We start from the raw sequence: 20,616 nt of genomic DNA, 5'->3' as shown, positions 1-20,616 counted from the left end.
TATTTCTAAAGGAAAAAGGCAGTCTAATACCTTCCTAGTTAATAGAAGAAACTCGTCAAAAAAGGAGCCTTTGCCCAAAGTGGTAAAGGCTTACTTCTATATTTATTTCCCATTTCCATCCTTGCATCGAAACCGTGCTTCAACTGAAAGAGTGAATGACTTTTTCTTCTTTCAGTCTCTCTATCAACTATTTATCAATTCTATCTCTACTTTGAATTATTCGATTTGTTTTAAAGTTATATTTTTGTGAATGTTTATTTAACTAACAGCTACTCCTATAAGAGTTAATAGAATCTTCGATATTCAAATGCATACATGTAGGAAATTTATACTTTGTATAAAACCCTACAGCCGTTCCCCATACTAATATAGTCCAGACATATCCTTTTCATAATTCATCATATTTTGAGGAATATCTTCTAAAGTTAATGTAAATGGAAGATGAATTTTGCCTTAATATAGTTACTGAGTTAATTAATTTATTCTCGTAACTATAACCAATGAAGGGGAAACAGTATTGGATTGTTTTATGGGTTCAGGATGAACAGGGCAGGCTACTATAAATCTAAATCGGAACTTTATTGGTTCAAATTAGAAAATGATTACTTTAACGAAGCTTCGAATGCTTTACATAAAGATACGACAAGTTACATGATGTGGTTGCTGTTTGAAACCTTCTGAAGCCATCGAATTACCACCTCTTGTGACAATTACGAAGACGGACTGCGGGAATGAAGCCAGTAAAACTTGTATTAACAGGGGTGGGATTTTCTGTGGCACTCTCAGGTCTGATGCTTGTCCTTATTTCATCTGCTGATTGACAAAAGGTGGATTTTATTGCAAATTGGCTGTTAGGGAACATATGGGGTGCAGACCTGCTATTCTTATCCCCTTTACACTGTACAAAGAGACTCGGCTGAATCTTTTTGGGTTGAGTGAATCTGTGCCAATATGCTTAGGTGTATCAGTTGAAAAAAAGGGCGATCCTGTTGCTGACATCGGTTTCGCTTGCAGCAGCAGCAGCAGCTGTCTTTGCCACAGGAGGCAGCGCCTTCGTCGGGCTCAGGGTCCGCACTTTGCAAAAGCTCTGGTCGGACCTCGAAATCAGCTCTTCCTGCCGGTAGCGATTCTGATTCGCGCCTGGCTGCTGCTTGTGGCAGATACCATCGGAAGAAACATACTTGAACCTAAAGACATACCTGCGGGAATTATGATCGCTTTAATAGGGGTTCCTTATTTTATGTATTTGTTAATGAAGAGTAGGAGAAAAAGCATAATTTTTGTAAAAGCTGAAGATGTCTTCAGCTTTTTTTGTTTGCCGTATCATCTTCAAATCTCTGGCGCAGCGCAAATTGGAACATAATATAAGCCCGAACTGCGAAATATAACGATACATGCACTTACACGAATCCTACTTAAGCATGATTGACTTGGTTTTTTGATTTGATATAGTTTTAGGATGCTAAAGTGAGAAGATAAGATCAGACTAAAAAAATAGCCTTCTGCGAAAGGGGGTGCCTCCTTTGAAAAGCATACAAAGCCGTTTATTGATCATGCTGCTGATTTTCATCGTTCTGCCCTATTTCCTGTCCGTTTTTTTCATCTACACTTACACAAAAAACAGTGTGGAGCAGTATGAACTTGAAAACAGCCGGGAGCAGCTTCAGAAGAATGCGGATGAACTGGAGCAGTATTTTGACGACATGATTGATTTTCCATATATTCTGTACCGCAACCCTGATCTGTTTCGGATTTTTAAAAACGGCTTCGAAGACTCCATTTATTTCAACCCTATGACCATGGAAAAGAGTCTCGAAACCTTTTATCTAATGAGAAACGAATTCCGGCAAATCCGTTTCTATATTGCTAAAAACAATGAGTCATTTACTGTCTATAATGCAATGATCAGCACACACAGGTATCAGCCGGATTTTCTGAACCGGGACCCGATCAAACAGCTGTATACATCTGACTCACAATATTTGATTGAGCCGCCCCACCCTCTTGAGAATTACAATAATGCAGCCATTGTTCCAAAATCGGACAAAACGATGGTGATGACTTTTCACCACAAAATTATTGACGTTCTTTCTAAAAAGTTTCTTGGGATGATTACAATCGACATTGATTTGGGCGAGTACGCCCGCATTTGCAATAACCTTGTCCAGGGAGACGCATCTTCAGTTTTGCTAATTGATTCAAAAGATCGCGTCATGTATGCAAATGATCGTGCCCTGATTGGAAAACCTCTTCCTGCCGAAGAAAAGCAACGTCTTGACGGGAATAGGAGCCGGCATGATGACGATATTCTCTTATCAAAAGAGTTATCAGGGTCACTGAACGGCTGGAAATTGATTAAGGTCATGTCGAGTCAGGCTTTATATGAAGATGTCAGGAAAACCGCCTATACCAATATCCTTGTCGGCATCGGCGTAGGAATACTGGGTTTGCTGATGATAGGCGTTATCTCAAATAGGATTACCCGTCCCATTACGAGGCTGAGCAGTAAAGTCCGCTCCATTGAAGGCGGAAATATGAATGTCCCTTTTGATGATACCAGAAGCGATGAAATTGGCCATTTGGAGTCCCACATGAAGGACATGATGAACCGGATCAATTCCCACATTGACCGTGAATATAAGCTTGAAATTGAAAACAGGAAGAACCAGTTCAGGGCGTTAAAATCACAGGTTAATCCTCATTTTTTGTTTAACGCTTTACAATCCATAGGCGCTGTTGCCCTCAGGTCGAATGCACCAAAGGTCTATCAATTGCTGACTTCTCTGTCCAAAATGATGCGCTACTCAATGCAGGCAGATCAATGGGTACGGGTTCGGGATGAAGTTGAGTATACAAAAGCGTACCTCTCCCTTCAAACAGAGCGTTTTGGTGAAAATGTAAGTTATTCGGTCAATATCGATGAGTCCATTTTGGACATGACTATTCCAAGTATGATTCTGCAGCCCCTGGCAGAGAATTTCTTTAAACACACGTATGAGGAAGGGTACAGCAACGCTCATTTGTCCATTAACGGGGAAAAACAAGGAAACGATCTGTGCTTTACTGTTGAGAATGATGGTCCGGGTCTGAGGGAAGAAGAGCTTCAGACACTACGGGAACATATCTATACACCCCCTTACGAAGGGACTTATTCGCATGAACATATAGGCCTGAAGAATATTCGTGACAGGCTGCTTCTAGGGTATGGACCAAGTGCAGAAATGAAAGTTGATTCGAATGACGGGCTGGGGTTTTCCGTCAGCATGAGGATCCCGATAAAGAGCCCCTTGGGAATGATAAAGACTTACTTCAGGAAAGGAGATGAACACGGTGAAAGCACTGATTGTCGATGATGAATTCAATGTGCGGGACGTCATACGCCATTTAGGCCAGTGGGAAACTCATGGCATCACCAAGCTATTGGAAGCCAAAAATGGCCATGAGGCAAAATCATTGATTGAAAAAGAACGCCCGGAGATTATCTTTACAGACGTGAAAATGCCCGGTATGGGCGGAATCGAACTGATTGAGTGGCTGGATTCCATTTCCTATCCTGGGAAAGTTATTTTCATTACTGGTTATAACGATTATTCCTATATGCGCAAAGCCATTCAGCACAGCAGCTTTGATTACCTGCTGAAGCCGATTGAGTATGAGGCGTTCAATCATACACTGGAAAAATCGGTACAAGCCTGGAAGGATGACTTTGAACATGCTGAAGTGCTGGAAGATGTGAAAAAACTGCGGAGAAACCAGTTAGCCACTGCGATATGTCTGGGGGACCGTTCGGATTCAAGCAGCCTGGCCGAGTTTCTTCCTGAATCGGAGGGCTATATGCTGACGCTGCTCTCCTTTTACCAGATGCACAATCCGGATCTCTATATCCAAAAGCTTTCAGATGAGCTTACGGACCGTAAATTAGGAAATGCGTTTTCCCTGCAGACGGATCTTAACCTCTGCCTTGTTATCACCATTCGCGATCAATGGCTCTCCGTTGAGGAATGGATCAGCCAGGAGTTCGATATCCCGGTAAGGCTTGTAACTGAAGAGCAGGTCGAAACTTTATCGGATATCAGGACCTCGTTTCAGGCTCTGCAGAAAAAGCTCGAGGAACAAAATTTCCGATCCATCCACCGTCTGGATGAAATAGATGCCGCTCGCCGCATGGAAGACATGGTTTCCTATGTTGACATGTATTATATGGAGGATTTGAGTCTGGAAAAGCTGTCGAATGTTTTCTTTTTAAGCCGCGAGCATATCTCAAGAAAGTATAAGCAAGAAACCGGAATGACCCTGTCGAAATACATCACGGAGCTTAGAATCAGCCAAGCAAAGTCGTGGCTGAAACAAAAAGACAAAAGCATTTATTCCATTTCTACCATGCTTGGCTATCAAGATGAAATCTACTTTTCAAAGCTATTTAAAAAGGTCGTCGGCATGACGCCTTTTGAGTTCAGGAACAGGAACGATCAACATGAATCTAAAGGGGTGACATGATGAAAAACAGGTTTTTATCCCTTTTGTTAATCGGAGCCGTCAGCCTGCCTCTTTCTGCATGTCAGGATGAAGCCCCACCAGAAAAAACAAAAAAGACAGAGCGGAAAATCACGCTGGATTTAAGGAATCCGAAAGTGGAAATATCCACTCAATTTGAAGAAATGACGCGTGCTTATGAACGGGAAAATCCTCACGTCAATATCAGGGTACATACTGTTGGAGGGGCAATGGATGACCTCGCCGACCTAAAAGCCGAAATGGCGACCGGCACTGGTCCGGATATCTTTACAAACAGCGGCTATGAAAATGCAAAGCTGTGGCGGAACTATCTGGAGGATCTTTCAGGGGAGCCCTGGATTAATCAAGCATACAAAGAATCCCTGACGCCAGTCACATTGGACGGGAAAATTTACGGAATGCCGGTTAACCTTGAAGGGTATGGCTTTATCTATAATAAGGATCTATTTAAACAAGCCGGCATTACTGACCAGCCGGCCACTCTTTCTGAATTGACAGCAGCTGCCGAAAAGCTGCAGAATGCAGGCATTACTCCCTTTGCAACAGGCTATTATGAAGACTGGAAATTGGGAGACCATCTAATGAATGTTGCTTTTGCCCAGCAAAAGGATACTGATGCTTTTATAAGAAATTTAAATAACGGAACGGAAAAAATCAGTACCAATCAAACATTTAAGGATCTCCTTGCCCTGCTGGATCTCACCATAAAGTACGGAAACGATAATCCACTGTCTACGGACTATACAATGGAAGTGAATTTGTTTACCTCCGGAAAAGCAGCCATCATTCAGCAAGGCAACTGGATTCAGCCGATGATCGATCAAGCTTCTCCTGACATGAACATCGGTTTTATGCCGATTCCGATTAATGACCGACCTTTAAAGGAAGCCCTTGTCGTCAGCGTTCCAAATTATTGGGCCGTAAATAAACAGTCCATTCCTGAAAAGAAAAAAGAAGCCAAGAAATTTTTAAATTGGATGGTGTTGTCAGAACAAGGAAAACGGTTCATGACGGAAGAATTCAAATTCATTCCTGCGTTTAAGAACATTAAAACTGATGATATAGGGCCGCTCGCAGAAGAAACACTTCGAAATTACAAAGAGGGGAACACCGTCCCATCTAACTGGTTTCACTTCCCTGTTGAAGTTAGGGAAGAATTCGGAGCCGCGACTCAGCTCTATGTCGGGAATCAGCTTAACCGCAATCAGCTGCTCAATGAATATCAGAAGTCCTGGGAGAGGTTTTCGAAGGAATAGCCTCTTGCCGGGGCTTTTTTTGCCTATTACAACTGCGATATCAATATACGACTAAATTCCAATCAATATGTGGCATACCTCTCTTTTCAGGAATCGCCTATAATTCTATTGTACTAGCAAACACATACGAGGAGGAAGATTTATGAACTTTAGCAGGCTTGCCAAACAGGCAACAGCAGGAATACTCAGTACTGGCATTCTATTAAGCGGTACTGTCACCCAATCATTTGCAGCTCCAAAGGATCCGGCGGATTACAAAGAAACGTACGATACTTCACAAATCACTCGATCAGCTATGAAAGATATGATTAATCAGCACGGTGATACTAGATATGCCGTTCCTAGGTTTGACGAATCCACAATTAAAAACATCCCTTCTGCCAAAAAAGTAACGGAATCAGGCGAAACCATTGATTTAGATGTGTGGGATACATGGCCATTGCAAAACGCTGATGGAACTGTTGCAGAGTACAAAGGATATCATATCGTTTTTGGATTAGCAGGCGATCCTAAAAACGCGAGTGATACGTTCATCTACATATTCTACAAAAAAGTGGGCGACAACTCCCTTGATGCTTGGAAGAATGCTGGAAGAGTTTTTGATGACAATGATAAAAACGTTCCAAATGATCCTTACCTAAAAGAGCAAGCCGAAGAGTGGTCAGGTTCTGCAACCTTCACTGAGGACGGGGAAGTTCGCTTATTCTATACAAACCGTGAACCGTATAAACCTGAGTCAGGGAATTATGGGAAACAAACCTTGACAACCGCTCAAGTAAACCTTTCAGAGCCAGATTCTGAAACATTAAAAGTGGATGGTGTTGAGGATTACAAATCCATCTATGAAGGCAAAGACAGCAAGTACTACCAAACTGTAGATAAATTTGTAGAGGACGGAAATTCCTCTGATAATCATACCTTCAGAGACCCTCACTATGTAGAAGACAACGGCCGCAAATACCTTGTGTTTGAAGCAAATACGGGTACAGAATATGGCTACCAAGGCGAAGAATCGCTATACAATATAGCTTATTATGGCAACAGCAATAAATTCTTCCAGGGTGAGAAAAACAAACTTTTGCAAAGCCCTAAAAAAGAGTTAGCTGAACTTGCAAACGGTGCAATTGGAATTATTGAAGTAAACGACGATTATACATTGAAAAAAGAAATGAAGCCATTGATTGTTTCTAATACGGTCACAGATGAAATCGAACGTCCAAACATCTTTAAAAAGGACGGCAAGTGGTATTTATTCACAAGTTCAAGAGGATCAAAAATGACCATTGATGGAATCGATAATCAAGATATTTACATGTTAGGCTACACGTCAAATTCCTTAACTGGCCCATATAAGCCATTAAATAAAACGGGCATCGTCCTGCATCAGGATCTAGATCCATATGACATCACTTGGAACTATGCACACTATGCGATCCCGCAGGCTGGCAGTGATAATGTTGTAGTGACAAGCTACATGACAAACAGAGGTTATTTTGAAGACAATAAATCTACCTTTGCCCCAAGCTTCCAGCTTAACATTAAAGGGAAACAAACATCGGTAGTAAAAGACAGTATTCTTGAACAAGGCCAGATTACGGTTAAGTAGTTGCCCAATGAAAAGAAAAAGAAAATGTCAGGAAAACTTGGCATTTTCTTTTTTCTATTTTAAAAGAGAAAAGTGGTGAGTTTAAGTGAACAAAAAGAAATATAAGATGGTTGGATTATTCGTTCTTGGATTATGGATGGTTATTTGCACAGGAATTTTGATTCATTCATTTTATAAAACAAAAGAAGCTAATCCGCCAAATAAGGTAGAAAGGCACTCATACCGGGCTGCCTATCATTTTACTTCTCCTGATCATTGGAAAAACGATCCACAGAAGCCCCTTTACTATGAAGGAAATTATCATTATTTTTACCTTTATAATGGAGATTACCCGGATGGCAATGGTACAGAATGGCGACATGCCACCTCTAAAGATTTGATTCACTGGAAGGATGAAGGAATTGCCATTCCAAAATATACGAATCAAAATGGGGATCCATGGACTGGGTCAGTCGTGTTTGACAAGGAAAATACAGCTGGGTTTGGAAAAGGGGCTTTTGTGGCGATCGTGACACAACCATCTAAGGATGGCCAGAAACAAGAACAATTTCTATGGTACAGTACGGACAAAGGAAATACGTTTACCTCTTACAGTGACGAGCCTATTATGAAAAATCCAGGAACGAAGGATTTTAGAGATCCAAAAATCATCTGGGATAACACGAATCAAAAATGGGTCATGACCATGGCCGAAGGATCGAAAATAGGTTTTTATGAGTCTTATAACCTGAAAGATTGGCACTATACGAGCAGTTTTTCCACTAAGAACATTGGAGTATTAGAATGCCCTGACCTTTACCAGATCCGCGCTGATGACGGGACAGTAAAGTGGGTGCTGGGTGTCAGTGCAAACGGAAAAGCAGCAGGGAAACCCAACACCTATGCATACTGGACAGGAACGTTTAATGGAACGGAATTTCTTCCAGATAACAATGAACCGCAATGGCTAGACTACGGTTTCGATTGGTATGGCGGAGTAACGTTTGAAGATGGCAAGGGAAGTGACAAATTAGACAAACGCTATGCCCTCGCTTGGATGAATAACTGGGCCTACGCCAACAATACGCCGACATTAAAAGAAGGGTTTAACGGAATGGATTCGATCGTCCGTCAAATTGAACTAAAGCGTGAAGGCGAGAATAAGTATTATCTTTCTTCACAGCCTTCAGAAGCATTAAAAGAATTGACAAGCTCAACGAAATCTATTAATAAAATCGAAGTGGATGGCTCGGAAACACTTGATTTTAAAGGAGATGCCTATCAAATAGAGGCGGATCTCTCATGGTCGGATTTTAAGAATGCAGGATTTAGGCTCAGGGAGTCAGATGATCAAAAACGCCACGTTGACGTAGGCATCTCTGCAGAAGGAAATTACTCTTATGTCAATCGGGTATTCACAGATCAACCTGACGAAACGAATCAGTTGGTTGAAAGTACTGCACCATTTGATGTCAGTAAGAAGAAGGTTCATTTTAAGATTCTCGTCGATAAAACGAGTATTGAAGTTTTTGTGGATGATGGAAAGGTTTCTTATTCAAACTTAATATTCCCTCATGCCGAAGATAAGGGAATTACTCTCTTCTCCGAGGGCGGCAAAGCGATCTTTAAGAATATGAAGGTTACACATTTTGATCCGATTAATTGAATCTCATCTTGGCAGATACCTTTCATATGAGTACACATACATTCTTTTATAAGAAATGACTCTTCAAATATGAAAATTTACTAAAAGGGGCCCCACCAACATTTCGCAATAAAACATACGTTAAGCAATATCGACATAGAAAAAGCTCGATTTCTATAAGCCTATGTACTAAAACTTATCTTCGTCATATTAACTGATCATAAATAAATGTATGAGTTATTGAACATAAACAGATGAGGAAAATCCTCATAAATCCTTCAGCTAAAATGTGTTAAGAAACTTAGGTTTTCTGAACAGAACCTTAGTTCTTAACACCTTACGGAAAAGATACAATTTTAGGTTTAATTTCTCCCAGAAGCACTTGGGATTAATGGATAATCATATACCATATATATTCTTTAATTCTCACATAAGACAGTCGAGGAAATTTATAAAAACCGTGAAAAGTTTCCCTAGGAGTTACAGTGGGCAGCCTCGAACGACTTAACTAAAGTGGGACTCATTATCGTAACGTCCACCAATAAAGACGTTTGGGAAAAATGGATATCATGAGTCGCTTGGAAAGCCAAGGATTACGCAGGTGAGGGAGGGTGATATAGCTCGTCGATGCAGAGAAAAAATCGCGAATCAAGCGAGCCAAAGTGAACATGAATATGGCAGCAAGAAAGGAAGAATAACAGGGGGGAATTTAAGGGGCACTTACCCCAGTATGTAGACAAAGTGGGGTCGGAAATCAACACCCCAATTGTATAGGCAAAAAACTTGGTCCAATCATATAGACAAGGGAGCTACGGTTTGTAGACTACTATTATCTAAAAGTTAAACCAAAGTTGATTGGAGAGAAAGGTGCGAGACTCCTGCGGGAAAAACGCGTCCAGGGGAGACCCCGCAGGCGCCGAGGAGGCTTCCCGGACCGCCCGCGGAAAGCGAGTGCCTGGAGCGGAAATCACCATCTAAATCGTACAACCATAAAAAAACTGTAGGCAAACTCAATTTTAATCAAGTTTGCCTATAGTCTCAGGTAAGAGACGATTATACTCTTACTTTTTTTTGAATAGTTTTGACAGTTTATCTGGCCTTTTATACTACTTAACAAATATGTTCGTCATACTCGGTTTTCAAGTAATTCATCATCCTTTGTTTCTGGTGTGAATAATGAAAGCAATTAAAGTAGTAGGAAAAGTCGTCAAAAAAGAGAGGGTTTTTATCATCGAAGCCATAAGAATTTAAAAAATCCGAGATTACTTTTTCTTGTTCCACTACATCGAACAATCCGGATATATAAAAATGATAACTGAATTTATCATATAAAAAAAGGTATCCTGTATCATCAAAAATATTTTTCACTGTATGACCATCCAATTCTAACTCACTCCTTCCTTACCAATATACCTTTTTATCCATGTAATTATTCAGTGCTCATCTTTCAGGGAATATTATTATATTTATTGTAGCGTGTTTTTTATGCCTTCAATACATTAAAGGTATGAAATAAATGCAGGCAGAAGGAATAGCGAACGAAAAAAGCACATCCAATAAGGATGTGCTTTCATAAAAGTATTATTTGTACATTTCAGCGACTTGTTTTTGCAATTCGCCATTTTCAAGGTACTCATCATAACTCATTTGCTTATCGACTGTACCTTTTGGAGTAAGTTCAATGATCCGGTTCGCAATAGTTTGGATGAACTGATGATCATGAGAAGAGAAGATCATAGATCCTTTAAAGCTGATTAAACCGTTGTTTAATGCTGTAATCGACTCTAAGTCCAGATGGTTGGTAGGTTCATCAAGCATCAGGACGTTCGAACCGCTTAACATCATTTTGGAAAGCATACAGCGGACTTTCTCGCCCCCTGAAAGTACACTTGCCTTTTTCGTGACTTCATCGCCAGAGAATAACATCCTGCCCAAGAAACCGCGCAGGAAGCTTTCGCTCTGGTCATTAGGAGAATATTGACGGAGCCAATCGACAAGATTTAAATCGACACCTTCAAAGAATTCAGCATTATCCTTAGGGAAGTATGCCTGAGAGGTCGTAACGCCCCATTTGAATGAGCCGCCATCCGGTTCGATTTCACCTGCCAAGATTTTGAACATTGTTGTTTTAGCAATCTCATCTTTACCGACAAATGCAATTTTATCGCCTTTATTCATCGTGAAGCTGACATTATCCAATATTTTTACGCCATCGATCGTTTTCGAGATTCCATCTACACGAAGCAGGTCGTTCCCGATTTCACGTTCAGGAGTAAAGCCGACATATGGATAGCGGCGTGAAGAAGGCTCGATGTCATCCAAGCTGATTTTATCCAATAATTTCTTACGGGATGTCGCCTGGCTCGATTTGGATGCATTGGCACTGAAACGCGCGATGAAATTTTGAAGCTCTTTTATTTTTTCTTCTTTTTTCTTATTGGCATCTTGAGTCAGTTTAAGGGCAAGCTGGCTAGATTCATACCAGAAGTCATAGTTACCGATATAAACTTTGATTTTACCGAAATCAAGATCCGCGATATGTGTACAAACCTTGTTAAGGAAGTAACGGTCATGGGAAACTACGATAACAGTGTTTTCAAAGTTGATTAGGAATTCTTCCAGCCATTTGATCGCTTTTAAGTCCAAGTGGTTGGTAGGCTCATCCAGTAATAGAACATCCGGTTTACCGAATAGTGCCTGGGCAAGCAATACCTTAACTTTGTCGCCACCATTCAATTCAGCCATTTTCTTCGTATGCAGGTCTTCTGTAATCCCAAGGCCTTTTAAGAGGATTGAAGCTTCGGGTTCAGCTTCCCATCCGTTTAATTCGGCAAATTCCCCTTCAAGCTCGGCCGCTTTCATTCCGTCTTCGTCGGTGAAGTTTTCCTTCATATAGATGGCATCTTTTTCTTGCATGACTTCATATAATCTTTCATGTCCCATAATGACGACTTTAAGGACTTCTTCCTCTTCATAAGCGAAGTGATCCTGCTTTAGAACGGCAAGGCGTTCGCCTGGCCCCATATGGACATCACCGGATTGTGCTTCAATTTCACCTGAAAGGATTTTTAAGAAAGTGGATTTACCGGCACCATTCGCACCAATCAGGCCATAGCAGTTACCAGGAGTGAATTTTATATTAACATCTTCAAACAGTTTACGATCGCCATAACGTAAACCAACATTATTTACTGTAATCATTTATTTACATTCCTCCAAAATACTTTTGTTTCAACGTGTTCAACACTTTGTTTCATTAGTTTTACGCTGATTCCTACAAACAGCAGTTTACGATCTTGTATGTTTTAAACTGTGCATCATTTAAATTGTATCTTATTTCTTAGGAAAATTAAAGGCAGATTAGTAAAAACAAACGTTTATAAGCAAAAATAACACAAGGATTTAATTTTGTTTATAAATTGCAACCTATAAATGTAAGTACTATTTTTTTATTGAATATGATTATGGGTATAAAGTCTCATTACACAACAACTTTATAATTGGTAATATAGGTAACTGTAACTAATACAATGGGAGGGACATATATGAGTGATTCAGTAGGTTTTTGGAAACGTCTTTTTGCAGGTGTTTTGGACGGCATAATAGTATCAGCACCATTAGCGATAATTTTCGGGGTGATTACCGGTGATTGGGAAAATGAAAATTTTTCAACTCTTTTTAACTTTCTTTACATGGTGTTTGTCCCGATACTATGGTATGGCTATACAGTTGGTAAAAGGATTATGGGAATACGCATAGTAAGGATGGACGGCAAAAAATTAGGCATAGGCACTATGCTATTGAGGTATTTAGTTGCTGCTTTGGTATATGCCATTACATTAGGGATAGGGTTTATTGTCAGTGCATTCATGGTTGGCATAAGGAAAGACCATAGATCGATACATGATTTCATAGCAGGTACATACGTGACATCAAATGAACCATGAATAACGGATAAGCAGTTTAATAGCTGCTTTTTTTTTTGCGAAAATACAGATTCAAACCGATATGATTTTTTAAATATGTAGGAAATTTAGCCGAATACTTTATTGTACGGTATTTAGGTATAAATATTACATTGGAAACCACGATAGAATATCTATAGCAGTAATACAGTGGCAGTTAGGAAGCTAAAGAGCACTTAACCTTAATGGTCAAGTGCTTACGATCTTGATTTATTTCATTTTGAAGACGTCCTTGATATGCTCGTGTTTCTTTGCGTACAATTTTCTTTTCAAATTTGCGCTTATTCGCATTGGCTTTCCCATGTGTGGAACCGACGAATACGTGTTCAGCACTTATTAACTTTCTATCAGCGGCTGTTATTCGATAGAAAATCTGTTCTATCCAAGTTTTTAAACCTAGTTGATTGGAGCGAGTGCCTGGAGTGGAAATAACGATTAGATTTACTAACCCTCAAAAACGTTCGAGTTGATTTCAGAAATCCGCTCCCTTTCCGCCGACTGCCTGCCAAGCCTCCTCGACGCAAGCGTCTGTGGGGTCTCGGCTAGCCAGTTATTCGGCAGGAGTGTCGCAAATTTCTTCCATCCAATAAGGAGTACAGGAGAAAAATTCAAAGGATAAAATAAACTTGGTTCGGAATAGACCAGCCTGCAGTTTTTATTTTAAAAAACGTTCCAGGTGATTGGAACGTAAGGTACGAGACTCCTGCGGGAAAAGCGTGGCTAAGGGAAACCCCGCAGGCCATGCCGAGGGCGGACCGCCCGGGGAAAGCGAGTGCCCTACGTTCCAATCAACGATTAGATTTACTAACCCTCAAAAACGTTCGAGTTGATTTCAGAAATCCGCTCCCTTTCCGCCGACTGCCTGCCAAGCCTCCTCGACGCAAGCGTCTGTGGTCTCGGCTAGCCAGTTATTCGGCAGGAGTGTCGCAAATTTCTTCCATCCAATAAGGAGTACAGGAGAAAAATTCAAAGGATAAAATAATCTTGATTCGGAATAGACCAGCCTGCAGTTTTTATTTTAAAAAACGTTCCAATCAACGTCCGAGCTTGTACAAGAAAAAAATGTAGACAAACTCAATTTTCATTGAGTTTGTCTACATTCTGAGCACTTAACCTTAATGGTCAAGTGCTTTTGTTATTCAAAACCTCTTTATTTTGATTGATGATGATTTTATTTCTTAAAATCATTTCTTTATTATTAAGTCCAACATTAAGTTCTTTTGTATCATTCACTTTTTCCAGCAGTGAAATTACGGATATTTCCAGTAACTCAGAAATAGGCATTTGTGTTTTGGATGATAAGATTTCAAGTTCATGGATTAATTTAGGGGATAGCATTGGTTGTTTTTGATTTATTTCCATGACAGGACCCGCTTTCTTAAAAAAGTTATGTAATTGTCATTTAAGTATATAATGTCAGTTTCCGATAAAACATTAAAGTTGCGTTATTTATGTTAAGAGTTGATGACAATTACAGAAGAAAGGCAGATCCATGAAGGTCTCAGCATAAGTCAACATACCAAAGCTAAATCCAATCTGGAATATATCGTGTATTCTTCGAATTATATGAAATATCAGGGAAGGTACATTACAACTATATAATTCTATGTCTCCAGATTTGTCAACCATTGGCTTTTCTGATAGTATAAATGTCCATTTCGTCTTAGCATCGGCATTTTAATAAGTTTGATCAATATACAAGGAAGGGGAGTGAATTCATTGGGTAATCACCCTGATTTTGAACAGGAACGCCAGCGGCTGGATTTTACAAAACGTTATATCGATGTAGTCATCAAAACATCTGAAACAAGCAAAGATCAATTTCAGCGGAATATGCAAGAAGCCTTTGGCGATGCCGATTGGTCTGAATCAGCGTTATATTCACAGCTGCTTACCACGGCCAACTTTTTTGAGATGTCCAAAACCGAACTTGAAAGTTTACGCAAAGCAAGTAAAAAACCTTACTTTGCAAGAGTGGATTTTGAAAGGAATGATGGGGAGAGAGGCGAAGTCCTTTATTTCGGAAAAGCATCTCTTTATCAGAGGGAAAGCCAGGAACAGATCATCGTCGATTGGCGTTCACCGATTGCAAATCTGTATTATGAGGGACGGATTGGTGAAATAGAATATGAAGCGGAAGGGGAGACATTCAGCGGGAACATCACTTTAAAAAGACAGCTAATGATAGAAGAAGGTGTCTTGGAGGAGATAAGGGACATTGATTTGACAACAACGGATGAATTGTTGCAGGAATCCCTTTCCAAGAGTTCCAGCAATCGATTGACGGATATCATCACCACGATCCAGGAAGAACAGAATAAAATCATTCGGGCAGATTTGAATAAACCTATCATTGTCCAGGGCGCAGCGGGCAGCGGTAAAACCACAATCGCTTTACATAGGATCTCTTATTTCATTTACCACTATAAGGACTTGTTCGATCCGCGACAATTAATGATTCTTGCTCCGAGCCGGGTATTCATTGATTACATATCTGAAGCTTTACCTGAATTGGGTGTCGAAAAGGTAAAACAATTCACGTTTTCCGAATATGTTCAGGCAGCGATAGGAAAGCAAGTGAAGCTTATAGCGGATGATAAATTAACGCGATTGCTGGAAAAAGATGATGAAGAAATTAATTCAGCTGTCTGGATATCAGGTCTGAAAGGATCCCCTGCCTTTAAATATATATTGGACGAATATATAAAGGATATTTTCAGTGGGTTTCATCCGGATGCTGATTTTTATTGTGATAAATATCGCCTCTATTCCGCTAAGAAGTTCATTAGATTATTGGAAGAGGATTATTGGTATTTACCGTTATACAGCAGGCTGGACAAACTGAAGGCCATTTTACAAAATGAAGTGAAATTAAAAAAGAAAACAATGCTTGAACGTGTTGTTGATCTTTATGATGCCAAAATCGAGAAGGCGCTCTATAAGAATATCGATCCAGTCATACGCAAGGAATTTGTTACAAAATGCCTCGATAAAAAAGAGGAAAGGATAGGACAGATCCAAAAGGCGATCCGTTCTTCTGTAAAAGCGTATTTTAAGCAATTCAAAAGTAAAGATCTCCTGGAGTACTATCAGGAATTATACCAAGATCCAGAGCGCCTCGCTTCATACAGCAACGGTAAGCTTACTGTTGAAGATGCCAGGGTTTTATGTGAGTACAATCATAAATTATTTTCTGCTAATAGTTATGAGATAGAGGACTTAGGAGCACTATTATATCTTCAGGAGCGGCTTTTCGGTGTCGATAAAGAAAACAAAGCAAAAAATGTTGTCATTGATGAGGTACAGGATTATAGCTTCATGCAGTTACAGGCCCTAAAGACGGCAGTGGATACCGATATGTTCACACTTGTAGGCGACCTTGCACAAGGCATCCATTCATACCGCGGACTTCAAACATGGGAAGAGGTTCACAGTCGTATTTTCCCTCGGGCGACGTATACTGAATTACAAAAAAGCTACAGAACAACTGTTGAAATTATGAAACAAGCTAATGAAATACTTCAGTTGTTAACATACGATTTCCCGGAAGTTGAACCCGTGGTCCGGCATGGCAAGGATCCAGAATTCATTTACATTGAAAAGGAAGGTTGGGAAGAAGAACTGATCGAGCTGATCGCAACCCTTAAAGGAGAAGGTTTTAAAACGTTTGCCGTTATTGCCAAAACGATGAAAGATTGCAAGCTGGCAAATGAGAAACTAAGTGAATTCCATCAAGGCTTTCATTTAATAGATGAAGCGGGAAACATCCCTAAAGATAAAACATTGATTGTTCCTTCCTATCAAGCCAAAGGTCTCGAATTCGATGTCGTATTTGCAATATCCCTCGAAGAAGCGTATTGCCACGAAAACGAACTTGATATCAAATTGCTGTACGTAACAATGACAAGGCCATTGCACAGGCTATATTTTTTAGGTAAAGAGAAGAATGCTTTCCTTATTGAGACATGAAAGGGGGAGGGTGGAATGCCACCACCTCCTCGTGAAATGCTCATAGATGCAAAAGGATATCCTGAATATCTTCCCATCCGAAACCGACTTCGATAAGCTCGACGCCTGCCATTTTAACGGTTTTTTCAGCTATCACTTGACCTCCAAGTGCTTTGTAAAAACCGCATGATGGGTTATCCTTTAATGCCCAGATTATTAAATTCTTATGTTCCATTTTCATAAGCTCATGTATGACCGCTTTTATCATTTTTCGTCCAAGTCCCTGTTGTTGATATTCTTTTAAAAAATAAATGGCATATACTTCACCTTGAAAATGCGGATCATTCGTTTGTTCTGGTCCACCGGCAGCGAAACCGATGATTTCCCCATTGGCGTTTTCCGCAACAAAGGTAGCATTATGCAGCATTTTTAAATTCCTTAGCCAGTTTTTCTTTTTGGCTTCCAGATTCATGGAAGACAAGTATTGATCCGGAAGGATTCCTTTATAAGTTGTTTTCCAGCTGTTTATATGTACAATTGCTATTCCATCTACATCTTCTTCTATGGCTTTCCTTATCTTCATAAAAAACACCTTCAGATTTTCATATTTCCCCTAGAATATCATGGAAAAAGTGAATAAGCATTTTATTTATGTTTATAACTGCTTTTGAAAGGATAAGAAATAAAAGAGTGATCAACCAGATGAAGGGAAGGATGAGAAAGATGAAATTGAAAGTTGGTTTTTATTTTCCGGGCGGCAAAGAACTAGAGCATGAGGTTGAAGGTGATGATTCAACTCAAATGATTTCAAATATTCAAAAGCACCGTTATTATAATTTAGTTAAAGGCGATTGCCATTATGTCGTAGATACGGAAAAAGCAGCATATTTTTCTGTAACAGAAATATTGGATTGAGAATGAACCGCATTGGACTTTTATTCCATTGCGGTTTATTCTTTTTGTTGTAAGGAAACCGGAAAAGGAGTATCGTCAATGAAAATCAATTTTACCAAGAAACAGTATGAAACATTATTCAAAATGGTTCAGTACGGATATTGGGTTGCTTCCGATACTGAAGATAATAAAGAATTCAGTGAAATGGAACAGTATATCAATTCCTTTGCGAAAGATTTCGGCATGGAAGGAGTACAGTTTATAAAGGATTACGAAATGTATGATCTGAGCAGGGAATTGGAGGATCAACTTCATACAGTCATAAATGAGTATGAAGATGGAGTGTTCAGGGATAAGCTTGCCTACCATTTGGCTAGGAAAGAGTTCGCCTTGGAGTCGGAAAACCATGAATACAATCAGGAGGAAGCGTTTAAACGTATCATGGAGCTCGAGGAAAAATATCATCTTCATATTGAAGAACACGGGTTAGGGAAATTGAAAATAGAAGAATAAAAAGAGAGAGGACGTAATCTGTCCTCTCTTTTCTGATTTTGAGAAGTAATGATTTCCATGATCATCACGTATGCCATCCATTACGGATCGGTTTTATGCACGAGGATTTTGACCTAATTTTTCAACTGAGTATTGATAAAATGCAATTAAGTCATTTTGTGATGCAAAGCCTGCTTGTGCAGTACGTCCGTTCCCTCCGCCTTTTCCATTATAGGAGCCCAGTTCCGCTTTGAAATATTGTCCGCAATTAAAGGGATTGTCCCCGCTGTGCGAGAGGATGACCTTTTGCTCCTTACGTGATGCTAATAATACAGTAACCTTTTCTTTTTTTACAATCGTACCTGCAAGGTAAAGCAGTTCTTTCATTGAGCTATCTTCGAAAATATGAGAAATGAATCCCCCTCCATTTTCTGCAAGCAGGGAGTCAGCAAGAAAATTTGCATTTTCAAGTTTTAAGTTTTCATTTGCCGATAGCAGCTGCTTATAGTCATTTTCAAGTTTCTCCACCCTATTCAGGATCTCTGTACGTCCGGTATTGAATTTAGTCGATAATGCAGAAAGAATTCCTAGACTTTCGGAATAATCATTCAATGCCCTGAAGCCGCACTTAAAGTAGAGACGGGTAAGCTCTTTCTGCTTCTCCGCTTTGAAAATTTTTATTAACCCAATCTCACCGGTACGCTCTACATGAGTTCCACCGCAAGGGTTATATTCAATTCCTACTATCTCAACAATACGGATATTTTCTGACACTTTAGGCATTTTGACGACAGGAAGTGTCTGTAGTTTCTCGTTTGTCACATAATAGATAAGTAATTCGCGATTCTCGATGATATATTGATTAACTAGCTTTTCAGCAGCAGCCGTATGTACCTCAGTCCATTGAAATCCTGCCATTATATCGATCGTTAAATATTCCTTACCAAGGTGAAAGCTAACCGTATTAGAGTCAAACAGTTCCCTGCAGACAGCAGAGAGTAGATGCTGGCCGCTATGCTGTTGCATATGATCGAAGCGGCGGGGCCAATCAAGTTCACAGTGGACGATCTCTGAATCTGGCCGTCTCTCCATCTTATGAAGAATCTTTCCATCATTGTCTTTTATAACGTCAAGAACGGTGATTCCTTCTATTTTACCAGTATCTGCTGGCTGACCGCCGCCTTCGGGATAAAAAGCGGTTTCTTCAAGAGTGATATAGTAAAAGCCATTTTCTACAATGGTCTCCCGAATTTCGGTATCCCATTGGGAGGTCTTGGTGGACGTGTAATATAATTTTTTTGTCATGAATGATTTCTTTTTCCTTTCAGTTGATCATTAAATTATATCACCGAAATACTAGAGTTTAAAATCGCGGGTTTTAGAAGATTAGTCAGGGATAAAAGCAAAACTTTATGACAAATTCTAAATAAATTGTGCAAGATGGCAATAACTATTTATAGACTGCCCTTTTGATCGTCCTGATTCTTTTCCTGATCAAATAATGGACTTGCCATGGGAAACGTGGAGTGCTGAAAATGCTGTACAAATGGAGGGGGAGAGGTTTTTACATGCAATGGATGAAGCGATTGATAATCTGGAAGGAGTAAATTATGAAGGACGAAGTTTTACATTCAAAAAGGAAGAGACGAATCAGGTCATAAAGGTTTATTTTGAGACACTGCATTATCTCGAGAAGGATATGGCACAATTTTGGTATATTGTGATATCACAAAAGAATATGAAGTGGATCAAATGAAGTCCGAATTTGTCAGTACAGTTAGTCATGAATTAAGGACACCGCTTGCAAGAGTCCTCGGTTTTACCTAGAGTTACTCTAAAAGAAGTGGGGCTTAACAATGAAGGACAGTGGTTTCCATGTCAGCTATTTCAAAAGTGGTAGAAAGGCTTTTCAAAAACTGAAATCCTCACCTCCGGACGCCATTGTACTGGATATCCTTCTTGAAGAGGGGGAGATGGACGGCTGGGCGATCCTGAGGGAATTTAAAGGATCCTCTGATTTGAATGAGATTTCCGTTTTTGTTTCGACTGCACTTGGAAAGGGAGAAGGGGATTTCCTTGGGAGCTAAGGATTATTTAGTTAAACCTTATAAACCGAGCCAATTATCCAAAGTGATCATGCATACCTTGTTAAGTAACGGTAAACAAGGGCAGATACTAATCCCGCAGGCACTTCATGGAGAAAACAAGGGTTAAAAAATAAAAAACCGTAATAGGTATACAGAACATCAAAAAAATGATAAATTCAAATATGTTGGAAAAATAAATAATTGGATACAATTGTAGGTAAAGGTAAGT

At 39.8% G+C, this 20,616-nt stretch carries 18 protein-coding genes and 2 pseudogenes; 14 read left to right on the top strand and 6 right to left on the bottom strand.

Features of this window, described 5'->3' with window-relative positions:
• Positions 1–719: 719 nt before the first annotated feature.
• The 6 genes and pseudogenes from OTG27_RS03035 to OTG27_RS03010 form a co-directional block, all read left to right on the top strand.
• Positions 720–1,258, top strand: a pseudogene (locus OTG27_RS03035) (FecCD family ABC transporter permease); the annotation flags it as partial.
• Positions 1,259–1,523: 265 nt separating this feature from the next.
• Positions 1,524–3,353, top strand: a complete 1,830-nt coding sequence (locus OTG27_RS03030) for a cache domain-containing sensor histidine kinase (RefSeq protein ID WP_268936170.1) — start codon at positions 1,524–1,526, stop codon at positions 3,351–3,353.
• Positions 3,331–4,497 carry a response regulator transcription factor gene (locus OTG27_RS03025; RefSeq protein ID WP_268565817.1) on the top strand — a complete coding sequence of 389 codons (1,167 nt, stop codon included), beginning with the start codon at positions 3,331–3,333 and terminating at the stop codon, positions 4,495–4,497. The genes OTG27_RS03030 and OTG27_RS03025 overlap by 23 nt, the downstream gene beginning before the upstream one ends.
• Positions 4,497–5,771, top strand: a complete 1,275-nt coding sequence (locus OTG27_RS03020) for an ABC transporter substrate-binding protein (protein WP_268936169.1) — start codon at positions 4,497–4,499, stop codon at positions 5,769–5,771. The genes OTG27_RS03025 and OTG27_RS03020 overlap by 1 nt, the downstream gene beginning before the upstream one ends.
• Positions 5,772–5,913: 142 nt before the next feature.
• A complete protein-coding gene (locus tag OTG27_RS03015) occupies positions 5,914–7,377 on the top strand; it encodes a glycoside hydrolase family 68 protein (protein WP_268936168.1) in 1,464 nt (487 codons plus the stop codon).
• 106 nt (positions 7,378–7,483) lie between these two features.
• A complete protein-coding gene (locus OTG27_RS03010) occupies positions 7,484–9,022 on the top strand; it encodes a glycoside hydrolase family 32 protein (protein WP_268936424.1) in 1,539 nt (512 codons plus the stop codon).
• 1,089 nt (positions 9,023–10,111) lie between these two features.
• Here the strand turns inward: OTG27_RS03010 and OTG27_RS03005 are convergent.
• Both OTG27_RS03005 and OTG27_RS03000 read right to left on the bottom strand, forming a co-directional pair.
• Positions 10,112–10,384, bottom strand: coding sequence for a hypothetical protein (locus OTG27_RS03005; protein WP_034307327.1), 273 nt, complete (start codon positions 10,382–10,384; stop codon positions 10,112–10,114).
• Positions 10,385–10,582: 198 nt separating this feature from the next.
• A complete protein-coding gene (locus tag OTG27_RS03000) occupies positions 10,583–12,202 on the bottom strand; it encodes an ABC-F family ATP-binding cassette domain-containing protein (protein WP_034307325.1) in 1,620 nt (539 codons plus the stop codon).
• Between the two features lie 344 nt (positions 12,203–12,546).
• On the opposite strand from OTG27_RS03000, the gene OTG27_RS02995 reads away from it, so the two are divergent.
• Positions 12,547–12,948 (top strand): RDD family protein, encoded by a 402-nt coding sequence (locus OTG27_RS02995; RefSeq protein ID WP_268936167.1) that lies wholly within the window; start codon positions 12,547–12,549, stop codon positions 12,946–12,948.
• 214 nt (positions 12,949–13,162) lie between these two features.
• Here OTG27_RS02995 and OTG27_RS02990 read toward each other — a convergent pair.
• Both OTG27_RS02990 and OTG27_RS02985 read right to left on the bottom strand, forming a co-directional pair.
• Positions 13,163–13,345 (bottom strand): annotated as a pseudogene (locus tag OTG27_RS02990) (IS5/IS1182 family transposase); the annotation flags it as partial.
• 743 nt (positions 13,346–14,088) lie between these two features.
• Positions 14,089–14,328, bottom strand: coding sequence for a hypothetical protein (locus OTG27_RS02985; RefSeq protein ID WP_057277417.1), 240 nt, complete (start codon positions 14,326–14,328; stop codon positions 14,089–14,091).
• A gap of 348 nt (positions 14,329–14,676) precedes the next feature.
• Here OTG27_RS02985 and OTG27_RS02980 point away from each other — a divergent pair, with 348 nt between their 5' ends.
• Positions 14,677–16,935: a HelD family protein gene (locus OTG27_RS02980; RefSeq protein WP_374941234.1), complete on the top strand. Its 2,259-nt coding sequence runs from the start codon at positions 14,677–14,679 to the stop codon at positions 16,933–16,935.
• Between the two features lie 40 nt (positions 16,936–16,975).
• Here OTG27_RS02980 and OTG27_RS02975 read toward each other — a convergent pair whose 3' ends face one another.
• The gene (locus OTG27_RS02975; RefSeq protein WP_063576011.1) at positions 16,976–17,497 is read right to left on the bottom strand and encodes a GNAT family N-acetyltransferase; all 522 of its coding nucleotides are present in this window, start codon (positions 17,495–17,497) and stop codon (positions 16,976–16,978) included.
• 140 nt (positions 17,498–17,637) lie between these two features.
• On the opposite strand from OTG27_RS02975, the gene OTG27_RS02970 reads away from it, so the two are divergent.
• Together OTG27_RS02970 and OTG27_RS02965 are read left to right on the top strand one after the other, a co-directional pair.
• Positions 17,638–17,829 carry a hypothetical protein gene (locus OTG27_RS02970; protein WP_034307314.1) on the top strand — a complete coding sequence of 64 codons (192 nt, stop codon included), beginning with the start codon at positions 17,638–17,640 and terminating at the stop codon, positions 17,827–17,829.
• A 78-nt stretch (positions 17,830–17,907) separates the two neighbouring features.
• A complete protein-coding gene (locus OTG27_RS02965) occupies positions 17,908–18,321 on the top strand; it encodes a hypothetical protein (protein ID WP_052137265.1) in 414 nt (137 codons plus the stop codon).
• 93 nt (positions 18,322–18,414) lie between these two features.
• Here OTG27_RS02965 and OTG27_RS02960 read toward each other — a convergent pair whose 3' ends face one another.
• A complete protein-coding gene (locus OTG27_RS02960) occupies positions 18,415–19,605 on the bottom strand; it encodes an alanyl-tRNA editing protein (RefSeq protein WP_268936165.1) in 1,191 nt (396 codons plus the stop codon).
• A gap of 196 nt (positions 19,606–19,801) precedes the next feature.
• On the opposite strand from OTG27_RS02960, the gene OTG27_RS02955 reads away from it, so the two are divergent.
• The 4 genes from OTG27_RS02955 to OTG27_RS02940 are packed head-to-tail and all read left to right on the top strand — an operon-like array spanning position 19,802 to position 20,514.
• Entirely contained in the window at positions 19,802–20,056 is a 255-nt protein-coding gene (locus OTG27_RS02955; protein WP_268936440.1) for a hypothetical protein, read from the top strand.
• Positions 20,053–20,127 (top strand): histidine kinase dimerization/phospho-acceptor domain-containing protein, encoded by a 75-nt coding sequence (locus OTG27_RS02950; protein WP_268936423.1) that lies wholly within the window; start codon positions 20,053–20,055, stop codon positions 20,125–20,127. Before OTG27_RS02955 ends, OTG27_RS02950 begins: the two co-directional genes overlap by 4 nt.
• 29 nt (positions 20,128–20,156) lie before the next feature.
• The gene (locus tag OTG27_RS02945) at positions 20,157–20,387 is read left to right on the top strand and encodes a response regulator (protein WP_268936164.1); all 231 of its coding nucleotides are present in this window, start codon (positions 20,157–20,159) and stop codon (positions 20,385–20,387) included.
• Entirely contained in the window at positions 20,377–20,514 is a 138-nt protein-coding gene (locus OTG27_RS02940) for a hypothetical protein (RefSeq protein ID WP_268936163.1), read from the top strand. The genes OTG27_RS02945 and OTG27_RS02940 overlap by 11 nt, the downstream gene beginning before the upstream one ends.
• Positions 20,515–20,616 lie beyond the last annotated feature (102 nt).

Origin of the sequence: Peribacillus sp. AS_2, assembly GCF_026891895.1 — a bacterium.
In the GTDB taxonomy this organism is placed as follows: Bacteria; Bacillota; Bacilli; order Bacillales; family DSM-1321; genus Peribacillus; species Peribacillus frigoritolerans.
This window is presented reverse-complemented; position numbering and strand designations above follow the sequence as displayed.